This window comes from Candidatus Acidulodesulfobacterium acidiphilum, assembly GCA_008534395.1.
Classification (GTDB): Bacteria; SZUA-79; SZUA-79; order Acidulodesulfobacterales; family Acidulodesulfobacteraceae; genus Acidulodesulfobacterium_A; species Acidulodesulfobacterium_A acidiphilum.
The window spans coordinates 57,041-73,791 of sequence record SHMQ01000002.1 but is presented as its reverse complement, the minus strand read 5'-3'; the positions used below and the strand labels follow the sequence as shown (position 1 = coordinate 73,791).

The following is a 16,751-nucleotide window of genomic DNA, read 5'->3' as shown; positions in this document are numbered from 1 at the left end:
GATAAAACATGCCATTTATTAATTATTCGTTTAAAGAACGAAGCTCAAGGAAAATTATATTTTATTTCAGCACATTTTCAAAAGGCGCAGGTATTCAAATCGATTTTGAAGAAAATAAGATTTTAGTAATTGGCAGGGATAGACGGGGATATTTCAAGTATATCGTGGATAATACGGGCGACCGCATGGTTTATACGGACGATGAGAGAATCGGCAATAGGGATTTTAAAGAGATAGTCAAGAAATATAATATTACATTAAAAAAATAATTTCCGCCGTGCGGACAAGCAAATAAATACAATTAAAAACAAGAGGGCAGATTATGAAAAAAGACGATAAGGCAATTATAGTTATAATCGCAAATAATGAATTCAGAAGCGTAGAAGTTTTTAATAAGGACTCAAGGAAAATTATCGACGAGGGCGGCGGCGATTATGACGGCATGGATATAGACGAATACATCGAGTATAGAACGGATGATTACGCTTTTTCTAACGAGGCGTTTTCTTATGTTATTCTTGAAAAAGAAGAGATAAAAAACATTGTGTCAATGATTGATTTAGATTGAACGTATGCGGCAACTTCGCTAAAGATATATAAAATAAATAATTAAAAAGGGGGTATCGCAAAATGGGATACGAAAGCACATTTGATTATAGTTTTAGTTTGGATGTCAAAATTAAAGACATCGAGGAGTTAAACGAAAAAATTGCAAAACTGGACAGTGGCATGGGTGAAGCTAAGATTCTCAATTTAGTTCGTAAGGATTCAACTGAATATTATGAAATAGAGATGGACGACTATTATGGAAAGTTTTACGACAGCGAAGATTTTGCGGAGTTGCTGTCGAAACACATCGTCAAAGGAAGCGCCGATTTGATTTGGACAGGCGAAGACGGGGGTATAGAGGCGATAAGGGTTTACCCGGATAAAACGGAAGACCTTGAATGTGTCTATGTTCCCGAGTATATGGCAGATGAAGTAAGGGAATACATTAATTCCCTTTGTAAAAACGGATAACTTCGCTATGTATTAAAGAGCGGGGGTAAACGGATTAGTCCTCTTGCAATCCCCCCGCTCTTTAATATAACATTTAAGGCCCTTCGGGGCGAGGAGATTCAAATGAAAATTCCAGTGAAAACCATAGAAGAAATTATAATTGACTTAGATTATTTTTATGAAAGATTAGAAAAGTTAGAAATAAGAATCCAAAAATTAGAAGAAAAAGAGCGCAACAGCGAGATTAAAGAAAAACAAAATTAAAACTGAAAGGAGATAAAAGATGTTATTAATAGAAACCGAAAAATGCAAAAAATGCCAGTTATTTGAGGAGGGCGATGAATTAGCTAAATGCAACGACGAAACCATTAACGATTTAGAGCCGGGCGGAGTATTTAATTACAACTACGAAGATATCGCAAACTGCAAATGCGAATGCCGGTTTTTCAAGGAAAACGAATAACTTCGCTAAAATAAATAAAGAAAATAACAAATAAAACGGAGATTATTATGTTTGAGGTGTTAACCTATTCTTTGGCAGACGGATGGTCTAATACATGGACAACGGAAGATGAATCCGGAAACGAAATTCCTGAATACTTCGATACGGCGGAAGAAGCCGAACAGGCGATAAAAGAAGAAATAGAGGACACGGAATATGCTATAAAACAGGGTTATATATTGCCCGAATCAAGATTGACGAGAGACGACTTTGAAATAATGGAAACAACAAGACCAAAAATAACGGCGGAGGGATTATGACAACCAATGAAATACTTTACGATTTCATCGAAGATTTAAACAAATCGGTAAAAATCGGGGAAAACGAATTTACGGAGGAATTTGAATCAAAAGAATTTACGGCAAAAGATGGCGAAACTGGAGAAACCATAAAAACGAAAGTAACCGTTTTAGAAGACGAGTTTATAGACTATGACGACAAACCTTTATATTCGTATAGTTTTGGACTTGCCGGTATATGCTTAGACGAGATAGACGGATATAATTTCAACGACGCCGAGGCCGCAGACGCGATTAAAGATTACATGAATAAGATAAGAGGTTATATTGAAAGCCAGAAAAGAGAAACAGAACGGCGGGCGGACGATTTAAATGTTTTTTTGGGAAGGTTAGATAAGAATAAATACGGGACGATATAACTTCGCTATAGATATAAAGGGGGTGAACAAAATGAGATACCAAGTATATCAAAAAGCCGAAAACGGGAATTTTATTTTATTAGGCAGGGCGGTTGAAAACATCGAGGACGATGAGGTATATTTTGCATACGAAAACGGAGAAGCAAAAGCTTTCGAGACGAGGGAGTTTTACGATATTTTCGGTAAGCCGTTTTTCGTGCTTGTAAATGCCGAAAAACAAGCGGCTTATATATAATAACTTGTAAAATTTAAGCGAGGCGTAAAATGACAAATAAAGATTTTATTGAAAAATTAATTAACGACATAAAAGATGACTCGTTTTATGTTTATTATAAACCTTTATCTTCAAGTTATCACGGAGCAATATATTTAAAAAAAGAAGATGGTCGCCATTATTACAAAGAGATTCCTAAAGACTATCCCGCTTCGGAATGGTTTGCAATTTTAGATATAAAGAAATTTTTATACTCCGAACCTATTTTATTTTTAAGAAAAGGGCACTTAATTTAAAAAATAACTTGTCCGTTTGCCGGACAAATTAAAAAAGAGGATTTTAAAATGGACTTGAACGAAGAATATAAAGATTTATTTGTGCCGCAGTGGTACGACAAGAGCAACTTCGAGGATATATTGGATAAAACGCTAACAGATAAGCAGTTTCAAAAAATTAAAGATTATCTTATAAACAACGCTGGGGATTATATAGCGGAATCAATATCGGAGAGGATAAGAGAAGAATTAAACGAAATAATAACAGTATATCCTGAAATTTTAAAATAACTTCGCTATATAAATAATCGAAAGAGAGGTTATGCAATGGTCAAAAAAGCTTTTTTCTTTACATTTGTTACTTTAATAGTTTTATTTTTAGGTTTTTACGCAGGTTATGCGCAAAGCGGACAAGCCAAAAAAACTATTAAAAAAAGAAATGTTGTCCGCACTGTCCGCAAAGCGGACTTAAAAGAGGTTATTGAATCTCAATCTCTTAAAGATATAAACAGCAGGGTTTGCAGATACAATAAATATCTATGCGGTCCGGGCAAAGTTTTATTAGAAAGCAAATCGGTTAAAAAAGACTTTAAAAAACTTTATATAGCTATTCTATTAACCGAATCCGATAATTTTAAATTTAATAGGGGGATTTATAATAAATACGATTACGGCTACCCTCAGATAAATATAAAGTTCTGGACGCTTTCAAAAATGCAAAAAATGGGATATAAAATAACTTCTTATAGTGAACTCTTGTCAAGGCCTGTTTTAGCGATAAAAATCGGCGAGGCTATATTTTGGCATAATTTTATAGAAACTTGGCAAAACAATAATTATCCGTCTCTTTTAGATTATGCGACGGGATATCACAATATAGCCTGTATTAGCAAAGTTTATTTTAACAGGCTCAATAGAAATTATCTGGATTTAAAGGTAAAAAAAATAAGAAAAAAAATACTTGCAATGAGCTTCAAAACGTATGATAATGTCAATTAATGTATTGACAAATATTTATTAAAACGTTATAAACTTCGCTCTTAAGTTAAGAGGTAAAAAAAATGGTTAAGAAAGTTTGTATAAGCGGTCCGGCGGCAGCCGGAAAAACGCATTGCATAGAAAATTACCTTGAGGAAAGAATACAGAATTTAACGGTTTTAAGCGAGTCGTCGAGAAAGGTTGCAGAGATGTATCCCGATATGCCTACCGAAAATATTAGTAGATTCAGGGAAAAAATTTGCGAGTTTCAGAGACAAAGAGAAAACGTTACAGAAAATCTCGTTGGCGACGGCATTATAGTTTGCGATAGGGGAGTTTTTGATAATTTAGCTTTTCTTTTATTGCAGGATAAAAACCAGTTTCATAAAGAATTTACAATACTTCTTAACGCCTACAAAAATAAATCAATAAGACCTTACGATTATATTTTTTATTTCGATATAGATTTGCTCGGCGGCATAACTTCGTTATTAAAAAAATCACTCGAAGATCCCTTAAGAAAAGCCACCATTAACACAGATAATTACGCTAAACATATCATAGAATTTCGGAATGCTTTTATAGAAGTTACGAGTTATTTTCGGAACATAAAAGTCATTCCGGTAGTGGCAAAACCGGATGAGGAAGGATTTGATGAAAGAAATTTATTAGTAAAAGATTATATTTCTCATAATATTGCTTTAACCGTCCGCTTGTCGGACAAACTTCGCTATATATTTAAGGGGTGAAATTTATGAGTAAAGTCATAGTATTTGATACGGAAACCACGGGGATTACCGAGCCGGTTTTAATAGAAGCCGCCGGTATTATTATTAACGGCAGTCCTTTTGACAAACAGACGGAAACCTTGAATAATCGTTATAATCCGGGCAAGCCTATTTCGTTTGGAGCTATGGCCACTCATAATATATTGGATTGCGATTTAGAGAACTGCCCGCCGGCGACTGAGTTTAGGCTTCCAGAAAATACAGCATATCTCGTCGGCCATAATATAGATTTCGATTGGGAAGTTATAGGCAAGCCGGAAGTTAAATTGATAGACACTTTGCCTATGGCAAGAAAACTGTGGCCGGATTTCGATTCGCATAATCTTGGAGCTTTGAGTTATGCGCTGTGCGATGAGTTTGCAAGGCCTAAAATTAGAGAAAAATTAATCAGCAGGCATAGCGCTTTAACGGACGTGGAACTTTGCCTTGAATTATTGAGATTTATATTAAAAGAAAAAACAGGGTTAAAGTCGTGGGGCGATATCTGGATATTTTCGGAAGAAGCCAGGATTCCGGATATTATGCCTTTTGGAAAATACAAGGGAACGGCGATTAAAGATTTGCCTGAAGATTATAAAGATTGGCTTTTAAAGCAGTCTGACATAGATAAATATCTTAAAATCGCTTTGCGGACAAATTAACTTCGCTATATAGATAAGGAGGAAAAATGGAAGCAATAGATATAGACAAAATATGTATTGCCTTATTAAACAAACGGGTGAATCGTTTAAAAGAAAACATCGAGTATTTAAACGAAGACGGCAGTCTTGATGTTTACACTCATGTAGAGGCTATTTTAAATGATACAAAAGATAGCCCAACGGAGAAATTGCAGTTTTTTTACGACAAATTGTTTGGGTTTTACGGCAGGAAAAAACCGGCGGGAATACAGGGATTTAAAAAAGCGGCTTAGATAAATATTCGCGTATTTAAAAAAAAATAAATTAATTTTTAATAGGAGAAAAATTATGCAGAACCAATTAATGGAAAAAAAACAAGATACTTTTGCGGTCGTAAGAGATTTATTAGAAAAATCAAAAAACGAAATCGCGAAAGCGTTACCAAAGAGCATAACGCCCGAAAGAGTCGCAAGGATCGCTTTGACCACTCTTAGGAAAAATCCGGGTTTGTTAGAATGCGACCCGAACAGCTTTTTGGGAGCAGTTATGCAGGCATCGCAGTTAGGCTTTGAACTTGATGATAACTTGGGACTTGCTTATTTAGTCCCATTTTTTAATAACAAAGCAAGAAGAAAAGAGGTGCAACTTATCATAGGTTATCGCGGACTTATAGAACTTGCCCGCAGGTCAGGCAAGCTGAGAAATATAAGCGCAAGAATGGTTTACGAAAACGAACCATTTAGTATTGAATACGGGCTGATGGAGGACATTAAACATACGCCGTTGCCGCCGTCGAAAAGGGGTTCTAATATAAAAGGCGTTTACGCGGTAGCAACAATGAATGACAACTCAAAGATTTTTGATTTTTTGTGGGCAGAGGAACTCGATGAGGTTAAAAAATCTTCTAAGGCGGGGGACAGTAAAACTTCTCCGTGGGCAACTCACGAAGAAGAGATGATGAAGAAGACTGTTATTAGGAGAATGATGAAATATTTATCTCTTTCTCCCGAAATAACAAAGGCCACTGTTATTGACGAATACGGCGAATCCGGAATTAATACCAAAGATATGTTTATAAGTTCGGAAACCGGCAATAAAACTCTTGGAATGACGGAACCGAAAGCAATAACAAACGATAAAAAAGTAGCTCAATTATCAGATTATAAAACAGAAACTGCAAATAACGAAGTCGATAACAAAGGGACTACGCAGGAAGCGTCAGACTTACCAAAAGAATCGGAATCAGATACTTTTACGTCCGAAGACAACGGTTATGACGACATTCCGTGGGATTACGAAGAAACTTCCGCAATGCAGACAACAGAACCAAAAGCGGCGCCGGCAGTTGCTCAAAATTCCGCAACTAATAAAAAAGACAACAACAATATTGAATACATAACAGACAAGCAATTGGCTTTTGTTAATCAGTTATGTAAGCAAAAAGGCATTTATGAAGAACAGATGCCTGAGTTTACCGAAAGCGTATTTGGAGAACCTATAAATTTAATAGAACTCACAAAAAAACAAGCCAAGATTTTAATAGATTACTTGAAGTCCGTGGTTTAAACGGGGGGGGGTATATGATAAGACCTGATTTTAACGAAGAAAAACACGAATACAGTTACGGCGGCAAGCAGTTGCCGTCCGTAACGACGGTTATAAAAGAAGTTTTAAATATTACATATCCAGAGTATGCAATTTATCATGCTACACGGGGAACATACGTCCACAAGGCTATAGAATTATGGTTTAAAGGCGTGTTGGATTTTAAAACTATAGACGAAGCCGTAAAGCCATATCTCGATTCCTTTATAAAGTTTCAGGAAAAGGCAAAAATAGAACCCGTCATATTAGAAGAGCGCTTTGCGGACAAAAATATCAGCTTTGCCGGCACGGTCGATATAGTCGGGAAAGTAAAAGGTAAAACGTATCTCTTCGACATAAAAACGGGACTAAAACAAGACAGCTATAACGTCCAAATGGCCGGCTATAAAAAACTTCTTAATGACAATGATATTGATATAGACGGCATATACATTTTGGATTTAAAGCCCGTGGGATGTAAAGCTATAAAAGTCGAATCAATAGAAAAATATTGGGGGCTTTTCGAGGGGATGTTAAGGGTTTACTGGTATAGACTAAATAAAACTATTATTTGATTTTAGGGGGGGGATACATGCCCGTTTCAAATAAAACCAAAAACAAAAGATATTATTTAGCTCACAGGGCTGAATTGTTGGAGAAAAGCAGAAAGAAAATTGATGCGAGTAGAAAATTGCCATACAAGGAAAGATGGACTACGCACCGCGCAAACGACAATTTCGGCGATGCGGAAAAACCGGCGCCGAGAGAAAAGATGTTTACTTGGATAGAAGAAATTAACAGAAAAGAAGAAAACGTAAATCGGACAAACTAACTTCGCTATGTAAGCATGAAAACTATATTACAACAAATCGAAAAATATAAAATAGGGATAGAGTCCAAGTATCCCTATTTAAAAAGTTTAAACAACGAACAGCTTTCGTCCGTTTTGCAAACCGAAGGTCAGGTTCTTGTTTTTGCCGGAGCCGGTTCGGGCAAGACGAGAGTTATAACCTACAGAGCTTTGCATTTAATTAAAAAAGGCCTCGCCGAACCTAACAGGATTTTAGGGGTAACGTTTACCAATAAAGCGGCGGGCGAAATGAGAGAAAGGATAAAAAAAGCCCTTGGAACGGATAAAAACGGCTTGCCGGAGTTTTCGACGTTTCATTCATTCTGTCTTAAGATTTTAAGATTACACGCTCATTTAATCGGTTATAAAGAGTCTTTTATAGTTTTAGACGAAGGCGATTCGGAAAAGCTTATAAAGGGCGCAATAGTTGATTCGAATATAGACGAAGAGGTTTATACGATAAGTAAGGCTAAAGAATTTATATCGAAGCATAAAAGCGAATATATTGACAGCGAAGAGATATTAACGGACGAAAGCGGTCTGGTTCAAAAAAATCTTGTAAGCATTTACAAAAAATACAATGAAAAATTGAAAGAGTTAAACGCTATGGATTTCGACGATTTACTATTTAACGTTGTTTTACTCTTTGAAAAAAAGCCTTTTGTTTTGGATTTCTATAAGGATTTTTATAAATATATCATGGTCGACGAATTTCAGGATACCAATTATATTCAGGATAAATTTATAAAAATGCTTGCCGGAAAACATAAAAATATATGCGTAGTCGGAGACGACGACCAGTCGATTTACGGTTTTAGAGGAGCTTTGGTAGATAACATTTTGAAATTTAAAAACAGCTTTAAGGATTGCAAAGAAATACATCTCGGAAAAAACTACAGGTCCCACGAAACTATCTTAAATGCCGCCTCTAACGTCATAAAGATAAATCAAAAAAGGGCTGATAAAGAAATAAGGGCGATTAAAAAAGGCGGAAAGCCCGTTAAGGTTTATAAGTTTGAAACGGATGAACAGGAAGCGGGGTATATTGCAAGAGAAATTAAATTATTGACGCGGTCCGGATATTCATATAAAGATATGGCTATTTTATATAGGATAAATTCCTTATCGAGAGGTATCGAGGCAGGACTATTAAATAACGATATCGATTATCAGATTTACGGCGGACTAAAGTTTTACCAGAGAAAAGAAATTAAAGATATTTTGTCTTTTGTTAGATTTGCCGTTAATCCTTTTGACTTTTTGAGTTTTAAAAGAAGCGTTCAATGCATTCCGACCGGAGCCGGAGAGGTTGCGATAGAAAAGATAAAACGCATTGCGGACGAAAGCGATACGGATATTTTAACGGCTTTTCACAAGGGATTATTAGACGAGATAAAAGGATTAAAAGTAAAACAAGGCGACCTTTTTGAAACCAAACGCACGGCGGACAAGTCGAAATTATTAAATTATTTTCAGTTGATTTTAAAAATAAAAGAAACGGCCGGGACGGCAAAAGCAGACGAGATTATAGAAACTGTTTTCAAAGAATCCGGATACGAAAATTTATTAATAGAAAAAGCGGAAAAAGACGAATTGCAAAACAACAGAATTGACAATATCAAAGAGCTTATAAAAGCGGCGTCTAATTATTTAAATATTCAAGAATTTTTAGACGCAAGCGCAATGGACGCCGAGATAGGGATAGAAAAAGAAGAAACCGATAAAGTAACTCTCGCCACGATACATGCGGCAAAAGGGCTTGAATTTGCGGTCGTATTCATGGTCGGTATGGAAGAAAATATTTTTCCGCATGCAAAGTCGTTAGGGGACGGATTATCAGTAGAGGAAGAAAGAAGGCTCTGTTACGTCGGGATAACAAGAGCAAAGGAATTATTGTATATGACGTGCGCGGAGAACAGAAAAACCGAAAAGGGATACAAACATAACGATATATCAAGATTTGTTAAAGAAATAGATTTAAGAAATAACAATTAATTTTATTGTCCGCAAAACGGACGGCATAACTTCGCTATGTAGATAAGAAAGAAAAAAAGAGGTGATTTCAAAGTGGATATATTAATAATATTTAAAGATAATTTAATAGAAATATTCAGATATGAAGATACTAAAAAAATATTAAGTTTGCCTATCGTTAAATGCACAGAAAACACATGTATTGCTAAATGGACTTTTTCAAATTTAGCTATTATCAAGAAGTTTTTTTCGGATTCGTCCGGCAGGTTATTTGACTGCTATAAATGGACTTTTAAAGAGAATAATCTTTGTTTAATAAAAATTAACAATTAAATAATTTTAAAAAAAAGGAGGTTTTATGTTCAAAGAAGATAAGCTAATAGTTACTAAAGATGCTGTTTTATCTAAAATGAAATTCGAAGTTAAAAACCAGAGTGATCTGCAATTAGCAAAACAAAATTTAAAAAAAACAGGGGCGTTCAAAAAGATATTTCAAAATTTGTTCGACGAACCTGTTAAAAAAGCCTATGAGTCTTACAAAAGTATTCGTGATCGACGCAATGTAATTGTAGCAAGTATTGAGGAGAAAGAATCCGTTTTGAAGCAAAACATAATCGAATATCTCGACGAAAACGATTTGAAAGACGGAGATTTCGTTCGCACGGAGGGCGTAGATTTTCAGATAGATATGGCGGATTTTATTGAGGGTATAAAGAACGGCAACACGCCGGAAAGCCTTATTGCTGTAAATGAGGCTGAACTTAAAAAACAGATTAAAGCAATGGGGGACTTATTGGATATCCCCGGCGTTGTAGTCAAAAAAAATAAATTTATTAGATTGAAAAGTGAGGGTTTTAAAGCGTTAAGCTAATTGTCCGCAAAACGGACAAACTTAGTTATTTTTAAAAATTTAAAAATATAATAATATTTAATTTAAGGAGGAAATCATGGGAAGTTTAAACAAAGTAATGCTTATAGGTAATTTAGGGAAAGATCCGGAATTAAGATACACGCCGGATGGTCTGGCAATTTTAAAATTTTCGATGGCCACGACTGAGTATTTTAATGATAAATCAGGCAATAAAACGGAAAAGGCGATTTGGCATAATATAGTGCTTTTTGATAAGTTAGCAAGCACTATGGCAAATTATCTTAGTAAGGGCAAGCAGGTTTTTGTAGAAGGCAGGATTAACAACCGCTCTTATGACGACGCTGAGGGCAATAAGAAATACATCTCTGAAATAATAGCAAATAATATTGTTTTGATAGGCAGAAAAGAAGATTCGCAGGGCGGACAAGACGATTATTATGATGAAAAACCGCCTCAGGCGCAAACACAAAGACAAATGTCAGGAACAGCACAGAGGACGCAAGGCGGACAAAAATATCAAGCGCCGCCGCCAAGCACTGGCGATGAGGACGACATCCCTTTTGATAATAGCCCTGTTTAAAGAAAAAGCAGGGCTACCCCGTCCGTAAGGACGGGGATTGTTAGTAATAAAAAAAAATAATTTTGTCCGGTTGTCGGACAAGTCTAAAGGAGGTTATTATGAATTTCGGCGGTTCTGAAATGATTAGATCTATAGTAGATGGTCTTGCAGTTGCAATAATTGTAGGTACTATACTTTTTATAATTGCTCATTTAAAAGGTGATGACGGCGTTAAATATGAAGCCGGCAAAATGTTTGGAATGGTTATGTGGGCTGGAATGGTGGTTATTTTGTTTAGCGTTTTCGCTGCAATTTTCTTAGCCGATCCGACATTATTTAATGTTCTTTTTAATATAAAGCGTTAGTTATGGTAAATAAAAAAAACGGCTATAATAGGAGGCAAATAAAATGATAGTATTCGATAATCAGAAAATATTTAAAAATTCAAATTTTGCGGAGTTTTTCATATATTTTCTCGATTATTTCAGTGGAGAAACATTTACCATAGTTTTCCTTATATTTGTGATTGGTTTTACTATTATTTTTCTTGGATTTGTGGCTTATCAAATAAAATTAATGTAACCTTAACATAGGATGTAAAATGTTAAAAAAAATTAAAAAGCTTTTAAATATTAAAGATGTGCCAAAAATAGAAGTCATTAAGACATATGAAGACGTCAATTTATTTTTAGATGGATATAAACATTATTTCTCAAAAACTTCGTTTGGGAATGGCGCATATTGGTTTTTTACTTTTTGTAATGACAGGTCACGAGAAAGAAAAATAAGAAAAGTATGGCATAAATATATTGTTATAGAGGAAATAGCAACAGGTTTAATAGACGAAAAAGTTGAGCCGAATATTAGGGCTTATATTTGGGTTAATAGAGACGATATTAACAAAGCGCTTTTGCTCCAAAAGGAAAGAAACGAGTACGAAGAAAGAAAATTGCAGAGGCAAAGAGAGCTTGAAAATCAAATTAAAAAAAACGGCTTATAGTTTTTTTACCAAAAAAAGCAGTTATTAGGAGGTTTTATGGTAGTTTTTAACGCTAAAAACTTTTTTACCGCGATATTGCGTTTAGTTTTTAAGATAGCATTATACTTTTCTGCCATCATTCTTTTTTATTTGGCGGGCAGGTTGGTTTTTGTGTTGTTTTTATATCGCAATATAAATAACTTATTGCGTTTGTCAAGTAATATCGGCATGGATTTTGCCTATATTGTTATTGGTGTATTGATTATTTTTGATGTAATAATGTTGGTAGTGTTAATACTTGCAACGTTTTATGCTTTATTGCAATATTTATATAACAAAGGAGCTTTTAGTTTTACGGAAAAAGGCAAGGAGTCTTTTATCGAAAAAAAGTTAAAAGGTTCTATAGATTGGAAGAAAGATAAATAAAACTAAATTTCTATAGTTATATAATTTTATTTATTGGAGGTTTTATGGTTTCTTTAAATATTGAAAATTTGCGTAAGTTAATTAATAAATTATTTATATTTACTTTACGTTCTATATTAATTTATCTTATCTTATTTGGAATAGGATATACAGTTAGAAATATTCATGTTTTTAGCCATTTTCATGCTTCGCTACATTCATATTTCAATACACCGTTATTAGGGGCTACATTACTTATAGCATTACTTATATTTGGACTCCTATCATATATAATTGCCATGATTATTTTATCTTTAATAGTAAACTTTTTATGGAAAAGAAATATTATAGAATTTACAGATAATAATAAAAAATATGGTTTTTTTGAAAAAATATTAAGGTATGCTTGGCGTCCTTTTGATTAGAATACGAGTCAATCACCCCGCCCTTTCGGACGGGGCTTGAGTCGTGAGGCACAAGGGCAACTGGTTGATTAGGGGGCATTAATTATGAAAAAAATGCAGAAGTTATTAACAAGACGGATAACCGACACACCTACGGATACTTCTTTAGTCCGTAGCAACTGTGGTTTGTCGTTAAACAAAGAGGAAACTCTTAGTGCGGCAGGCTTAAAAACGGTTAATAACAATCCCGAAGAGAACCTACTCTCCGGCAGGAGAGGACGAAACCCGCGGGTATTCGTCTTAAACATGCGCGGTAAGCCTTTAATGCCGACAACGGCAGGCAAAGCAAGAAAACTTTTAAGAAAAGGATTAGCCAAAGTAATTATGAGAACTCCCTTTACGATTCAGCTTACTTATGCGACGGGAGAAACAAAGCAACCTGTATCCTTAGGCGTCGATACCGGATACAAGCACATCGGATTATCGGCGGTATCAAGTGCTAAAGAACTTTTTCGCTCCGAAGTAGAGTTAAGAACGGATATACCGAAGCTGTTATCCGAAAAAAGGCAATACCGCAGGACTCGGAGAAACCGCCTCTGGTATCGTAAGGCTCGTTTCTTAAACAGAGTTAAGAGCAAGAAAGCCGGCTGGCTCGCTCCGTCGGTAGAACACAGGCTTAACGAGCATATCAAAGCGGTAGAATTTATTAAGTCTATTTTACCGGTTATGGAGATTACCGTCGAAGCCGCCGCTTTCGATATTCAAAAAATTAAGGATCCGGATATATCCGGCGTTGAATATCAGAATGGAGAACAAGCGGGATTTTGGAATGTCAGGGAATACGTCTTATACCGTGATAACCATATATGCCAAGCTTGCAACGGCAAGAGTAAAGATAAAATACTTAACGTTCACCACGTTACTCCGAGAGCTGACGGCGGGACGGATAGACCGGATAACCTGATAACATTATGCGAAAGTTGTCATAAGGCTTATCACAAGGGCAAGCTCGAACTTAAAATCAAGAAGCATAAGACCTTTAAGGCGGAAACTATTATGTCTATCCTGCGGTGGAAAATAGTTAATAAGTTAAAAGAACTTGGCTATACCGTCAGTATTACTTACGGCTACCTTACCAAGTCCGCAAGGATAGCCCTGAAACTCGAAAAGAGCCACGCTAACGACGCCTTTTGCATAGCCGGCGGGAGCGGGCAAGAAAGGACGGACGTTATTAACGGTTCTTTTACCCGCAGGCAGAATAGATGCACGCAGCTTAACCGCAAGGGCTTTAAACCGTCTATCAGGAAAGTAAGGTATAAACTGCAACCGAACGACTTGGTAAGATTTAACGGTAAAGCCTTTCTCGTTAAAGGTATGCAGAATTTAGGTAAGTATATCAAACTTGCGGGTTTAAAAAAGCCCGTTAAAACAGAATTAGTCAATTTAATTAAATACGGCAAGGGGTTGCAATTTATTCCCGCCTTGTAAAGACGGGGTCTTATTGCTGATTTTAGATAAAACTAAATAATGGAGGTTTTAGATGTTTAAAAATTTTGACAGATTCTGGAGTAAGAAGAGAAAGATAGTTTTTAATCCCGGAGATATGACAAACCGTTCCGTATTAGGTCCTGCAATGGAAATAGACAATAAGGCGGATGCCGAGAGATATTTCAATGATTATGTCGATTGGATGATGTCGAAATATAAAATACCGTCTCGCGAGGATGCCGAAGATTGTGCTGTCGCTAACTTAAAAGGTTATTCGATGTTTTACGACGAAAAAATTTTTAAGCGCATGAATCGTGTATTTGGGAAATGTTTTAATGGATATTATGATAGATATGCAGGATAATAGCGGGGGATTTATGATTATTAATTATTCTAAAATTTTGAAAGATAGTTTAAAATTTTTTTTAAAAACTATTATTTTTGCCATTTTATTAACGCCGTATTTATTGATTACTTTTGCGATTGGCAAGATTTTTTTCTTTTTTCTTAGATATATTGCTCCTCATGTTGTGCATTTGCATTATGTAAACAATGGAATTTTATTAATGTCAGAAATAATCATTATGATATTTGTCGGAGCAATAGCAGAGTTTGTGATATTGCCTATACTTATCGCTTTATTATCGCTTATATTGTTTGCAATAGAATATCTATTGTCAGAGTTGCTATACTTTCTCGATGACAGAGAATATATAGTTCTTAACTGTGAAAATCCGTCAGGAATTGAAAATATCTTGTGTTTGATAGAAGAACGAAAGTTAATTAATAATATATACGATTTTATTGTAGAAAATTTTACGAAACTTTTTCGATTAATAAATAAAGCTAAAGAGTCGTTGGTTAGGTTGTAGAAAGATTAACTTCGCTATATATGTAGTAAAGATTTTTATATAACTAAATATGGAGAATAAAAAATGCAGACATTTTACGGTATTCCAAAAGAAAGTATCGAGTCGGAAGCGCATAATCAAATAAAAAATATCGAAAGTTTAGACTGTTTAAAATCGTTTGCTATAATGCCAGACGTTCATGCCGGTTACGATATGCCTATCGGCGGGGTTGCTTTGCTGGATAATCAAATATCGCCGTCATTCGTCGGTTACGATATAGGCTGCGGCGTATCTAATATAAATACTAAGGTCTTATTAGATAAGACAGATAAAGATTATGATGAGTTTAGGGATTACGTATTTAACGAAATATATAAACAAATTCCCGTAGGATTTAATTCTCTGTCCAAGCCGGCATGCTATATTAAACAGGAGTTTACGTCCGTATCCGGCGATAAGCAATTAACTAAAACGGTAAGGAATAAGATAAACATGCAATATGCGACATTGGGCGGAGGTAACCATTTTATCGAAATAGGCATTAATGATAAAAACGAAATAGGAATAACCGTCCACTCCGGGTCCAGAAACGCAGGGCATACCGTCGCCGAATTTTATATGAAAAAAGGGCGGATGTTCGATATAAATTCAGAATTAGGACAGGCATACTTAGAGGATATGAACTACTGCCTTGAGTTTGCCTTGGAGAATAGAAAGAAAATAATGCAGATAGTATTAAATATATTAAAACTCGATATCAGCGTTTTTATGTATGATTTTATTAATAAAAATCATAATCATGCTGTTATTACGCAGGACGGCATATTGCATCGCAAAGGAGCGATATCCGCCGAAAAAGACGAAATGGGGATAATCCCCGGAAATATGAGAGACGGGGTTTATATAGTCAAAGGACTCGGCAATAACGACTATCTTAATTCCGCATCTCACGGAGCAGGCAGGGTTATGAGCAGAGGTAAGGCTAAAAAGACGATAGATATAAATGATTTTAAATCCGTAATGAGCGGAATTTTTGCTAAAGTAGATAGAGAAACGCTTGACGAATCGCCATTCGCTTATAAAAATTTGGAAGATGTTATAAATGCGCAGAATGGCAAAAATATAGAAGTAGTAGATAAATTTATACCCATAATTAACATCAAAGGATGAGGACAGACTGAAACATGCCTAAAATTAATTTTACAAAAAAGCTGGAGGTATAAATGGCACCAATATACGGCGTAGCAATTCTAATATTTGGAGTTCTATTAATAGAATATATTCCAAAAATATATCGTCATATAAATAAAAAGAGAAATTCGTTTTCAGGTAAAATCGAAACGTTTAAAGACGTAAACGATTTTATAATTAATGAAGACATTATATCCTTTCAGGATAAAGATAACGATGGCAATATATATAAATACGTGATAGTAAATACTAAAACATATACTAAAATATACGATGTTAGTGATAGATATGGTTATAAAATAATAGATATAATCACAGGGGTATATAAAACGTATATAGGAGACAATTATTGGTTTAATATGCACAATAGAATAAATATTCCCACAAGAGCATTCGTATGGCAACATAAAGATGTTATTAATGAGCAGTTAGAAAAAGAAAGAGAATTAAAAGAAAAAGATAGAAAAGAAAAAGAAAAAATTTTAAAATTAAAACAGTTGGATAAAAATATAAAAAATTTAAATTAATTTTTCGGTATCTCAAAAAGCAAGTTAGCTATAA

Annotated in this window: 29 protein-coding genes; all 29 read left to right on the top strand. The window is 35.0% G+C overall.

What is annotated here, in order from left to right; genetic code table 11:
• Positions 1 to 8: 8 nt before the first annotated feature.
• Entirely contained in the window at positions 9 to 269 is a 261-nt protein-coding gene (locus EVJ48_01715; protein ID RZV40235.1) for a hypothetical protein, read from the top strand.
• Between the two features lie 53 nt (positions 270 to 322).
• Positions 323 to 568, top strand: coding sequence for a hypothetical protein (locus tag EVJ48_01710; protein ID RZV40234.1), 246 nt, complete (start codon positions 323 to 325; stop codon positions 566 to 568).
• 62 nt (positions 569 to 630) lie between these two features.
• Positions 631 to 1,020: a hypothetical protein gene (locus EVJ48_01705; protein ID RZV40233.1), complete on the top strand. Its 390-nt coding sequence runs from the start codon at positions 631 to 633 to the stop codon at positions 1,018 to 1,020.
• 262 nt (positions 1,021 to 1,282) lie between these two features.
• The gene (locus EVJ48_01700) at positions 1,283 to 1,462 is read left to right on the top strand and encodes a hypothetical protein (GenBank protein ID RZV40232.1); all 180 of its coding nucleotides are present in this window, start codon (positions 1,283 to 1,285) and stop codon (positions 1,460 to 1,462) included.
• A gap of 47 nt (positions 1,463 to 1,509) precedes the next feature.
• Positions 1,510 to 1,761 carry a hypothetical protein gene (locus EVJ48_01695; protein ID RZV40231.1) on the top strand — a complete coding sequence of 84 codons (252 nt, stop codon included), beginning with the start codon at positions 1,510 to 1,512 and terminating at the stop codon, positions 1,759 to 1,761.
• Entirely contained in the window at positions 1,758 to 2,159 is a 402-nt protein-coding gene (locus EVJ48_01690; GenBank protein RZV40230.1) for a hypothetical protein, read from the top strand. The genes EVJ48_01695 and EVJ48_01690 overlap by 4 nt, the downstream gene beginning before the upstream one ends.
• Before the next feature lie 31 nt (positions 2,160 to 2,190).
• On the top strand, positions 2,191 to 2,394 hold the full coding sequence (locus EVJ48_01685; protein RZV40229.1) for a hypothetical protein: 204 nt from the start codon (positions 2,191 to 2,193) through the stop codon (positions 2,392 to 2,394).
• 29 nt (positions 2,395 to 2,423) lie between these two features.
• The gene (locus tag EVJ48_01680; protein ID RZV40228.1) at positions 2,424 to 2,669 is read left to right on the top strand and encodes a hypothetical protein; all 246 of its coding nucleotides are present in this window, start codon (positions 2,424 to 2,426) and stop codon (positions 2,667 to 2,669) included.
• A 48-nt stretch (positions 2,670 to 2,717) separates the two neighbouring features.
• On the top strand, positions 2,718 to 2,939 hold the full coding sequence (locus tag EVJ48_01675) for a hypothetical protein (protein RZV40227.1): 222 nt from the start codon (positions 2,718 to 2,720) through the stop codon (positions 2,937 to 2,939).
• 36 nt (positions 2,940 to 2,975) lie between these two features.
• Complete coding sequence (locus tag EVJ48_01670) at positions 2,976 to 3,647, top strand: hypothetical protein (GenBank protein ID RZV40226.1); 672 nt, start codon at positions 2,976 to 2,978, stop codon at positions 3,645 to 3,647.
• A 62-nt stretch (positions 3,648 to 3,709) separates the two neighbouring features.
• Positions 3,710 to 4,375, top strand: coding sequence for a hypothetical protein (locus tag EVJ48_01665; protein RZV40225.1), 666 nt, complete (start codon positions 3,710 to 3,712; stop codon positions 4,373 to 4,375).
• Positions 4,376 to 4,380: 5 nt separating this feature from the next.
• A complete protein-coding gene (locus EVJ48_01660) occupies positions 4,381 to 5,055 on the top strand; it encodes a 3'-5' exonuclease (protein ID RZV40224.1) in 675 nt (224 codons plus the stop codon).
• 26 nt (positions 5,056 to 5,081) lie between these two features.
• Positions 5,082 to 5,327: a hypothetical protein gene (locus EVJ48_01655; protein RZV40223.1), complete on the top strand. Its 246-nt coding sequence runs from the start codon at positions 5,082 to 5,084 to the stop codon at positions 5,325 to 5,327.
• A 55-nt stretch (positions 5,328 to 5,382) separates the two neighbouring features.
• Positions 5,383 to 6,600 (top strand): hypothetical protein, encoded by a 1,218-nt coding sequence (locus tag EVJ48_01650; GenBank protein RZV40222.1) that lies wholly within the window; start codon positions 5,383 to 5,385, stop codon positions 6,598 to 6,600.
• 14 nt (positions 6,601 to 6,614) lie between these two features.
• Entirely contained in the window at positions 6,615 to 7,193 is a 579-nt protein-coding gene (locus EVJ48_01645; protein ID RZV40221.1) for a hypothetical protein, read from the top strand.
• A gap of 17 nt (positions 7,194 to 7,210) precedes the next feature.
• Positions 7,211 to 7,450: a hypothetical protein gene (locus EVJ48_01640; protein RZV40220.1), complete on the top strand. Its 240-nt coding sequence runs from the start codon at positions 7,211 to 7,213 to the stop codon at positions 7,448 to 7,450.
• Between the two features lie 15 nt (positions 7,451 to 7,465).
• Positions 7,466 to 9,463 carry a hypothetical protein gene (locus EVJ48_01635; GenBank protein ID RZV40219.1) on the top strand — a complete coding sequence of 666 codons (1,998 nt, stop codon included), beginning with the start codon at positions 7,466 to 7,468 and terminating at the stop codon, positions 9,461 to 9,463.
• Between the two features lie 72 nt (positions 9,464 to 9,535).
• On the top strand, positions 9,536 to 9,775 hold the full coding sequence (locus EVJ48_01630; protein ID RZV40218.1) for a hypothetical protein: 240 nt from the start codon (positions 9,536 to 9,538) through the stop codon (positions 9,773 to 9,775).
• 25 nt (positions 9,776 to 9,800) lie between these two features.
• Entirely contained in the window at positions 9,801 to 10,313 is a 513-nt protein-coding gene (locus EVJ48_01625; protein ID RZV40217.1) for a hypothetical protein, read from the top strand.
• A 76-nt stretch (positions 10,314 to 10,389) separates the two neighbouring features.
• Complete coding sequence (gene ssb, locus EVJ48_01620) at positions 10,390 to 10,893, top strand: single-stranded DNA-binding protein (GenBank protein RZV40216.1); 504 nt, start codon at positions 10,390 to 10,392, stop codon at positions 10,891 to 10,893.
• 98 nt (positions 10,894 to 10,991) lie between these two features.
• The gene (locus tag EVJ48_01615; protein RZV40215.1) at positions 10,992 to 11,237 is read left to right on the top strand and encodes a hypothetical protein; all 246 of its coding nucleotides are present in this window, start codon (positions 10,992 to 10,994) and stop codon (positions 11,235 to 11,237) included.
• Between the two features lie 236 nt (positions 11,238 to 11,473).
• Positions 11,474 to 11,872, top strand: a complete 399-nt coding sequence (locus EVJ48_01610) for a hypothetical protein (GenBank protein ID RZV40214.1) — start codon at positions 11,474 to 11,476, stop codon at positions 11,870 to 11,872.
• Between the two features lie 36 nt (positions 11,873 to 11,908).
• A complete protein-coding gene (locus tag EVJ48_01605; GenBank protein ID RZV40213.1) occupies positions 11,909 to 12,277 on the top strand; it encodes a hypothetical protein in 369 nt (122 codons plus the stop codon).
• A gap of 44 nt (positions 12,278 to 12,321) precedes the next feature.
• Positions 12,322 to 12,681, top strand: a complete 360-nt coding sequence (locus EVJ48_01600; protein RZV40212.1) for a hypothetical protein — start codon at positions 12,322 to 12,324, stop codon at positions 12,679 to 12,681.
• Positions 12,682 to 12,966: 285 nt separating this feature from the next.
• Positions 12,967 to 14,148, top strand: coding sequence for an HNH endonuclease (locus tag EVJ48_01595; GenBank protein ID RZV40304.1), 1,182 nt, complete (start codon positions 12,967 to 12,969; stop codon positions 14,146 to 14,148).
• A gap of 52 nt (positions 14,149 to 14,200) precedes the next feature.
• A complete protein-coding gene (locus EVJ48_01590; GenBank protein RZV40211.1) occupies positions 14,201 to 14,512 on the top strand; it encodes a hypothetical protein in 312 nt (103 codons plus the stop codon).
• Positions 14,513 to 14,714: 202 nt separating this feature from the next.
• Complete coding sequence (locus EVJ48_01585) at positions 14,715 to 15,020, top strand: hypothetical protein (GenBank protein RZV40210.1); 306 nt, start codon at positions 14,715 to 14,717, stop codon at positions 15,018 to 15,020.
• Between the two features lie 63 nt (positions 15,021 to 15,083).
• A complete protein-coding gene (locus tag EVJ48_01580; protein ID RZV40209.1) occupies positions 15,084 to 16,169 on the top strand; it encodes an RtcB family protein in 1,086 nt (361 codons plus the stop codon).
• A 53-nt stretch (positions 16,170 to 16,222) separates the two neighbouring features.
• The gene (locus EVJ48_01575; GenBank protein ID RZV40208.1) at positions 16,223 to 16,717 is read left to right on the top strand and encodes a hypothetical protein; all 495 of its coding nucleotides are present in this window, start codon (positions 16,223 to 16,225) and stop codon (positions 16,715 to 16,717) included.
• Positions 16,718 to 16,751 lie beyond the last annotated feature (34 nt).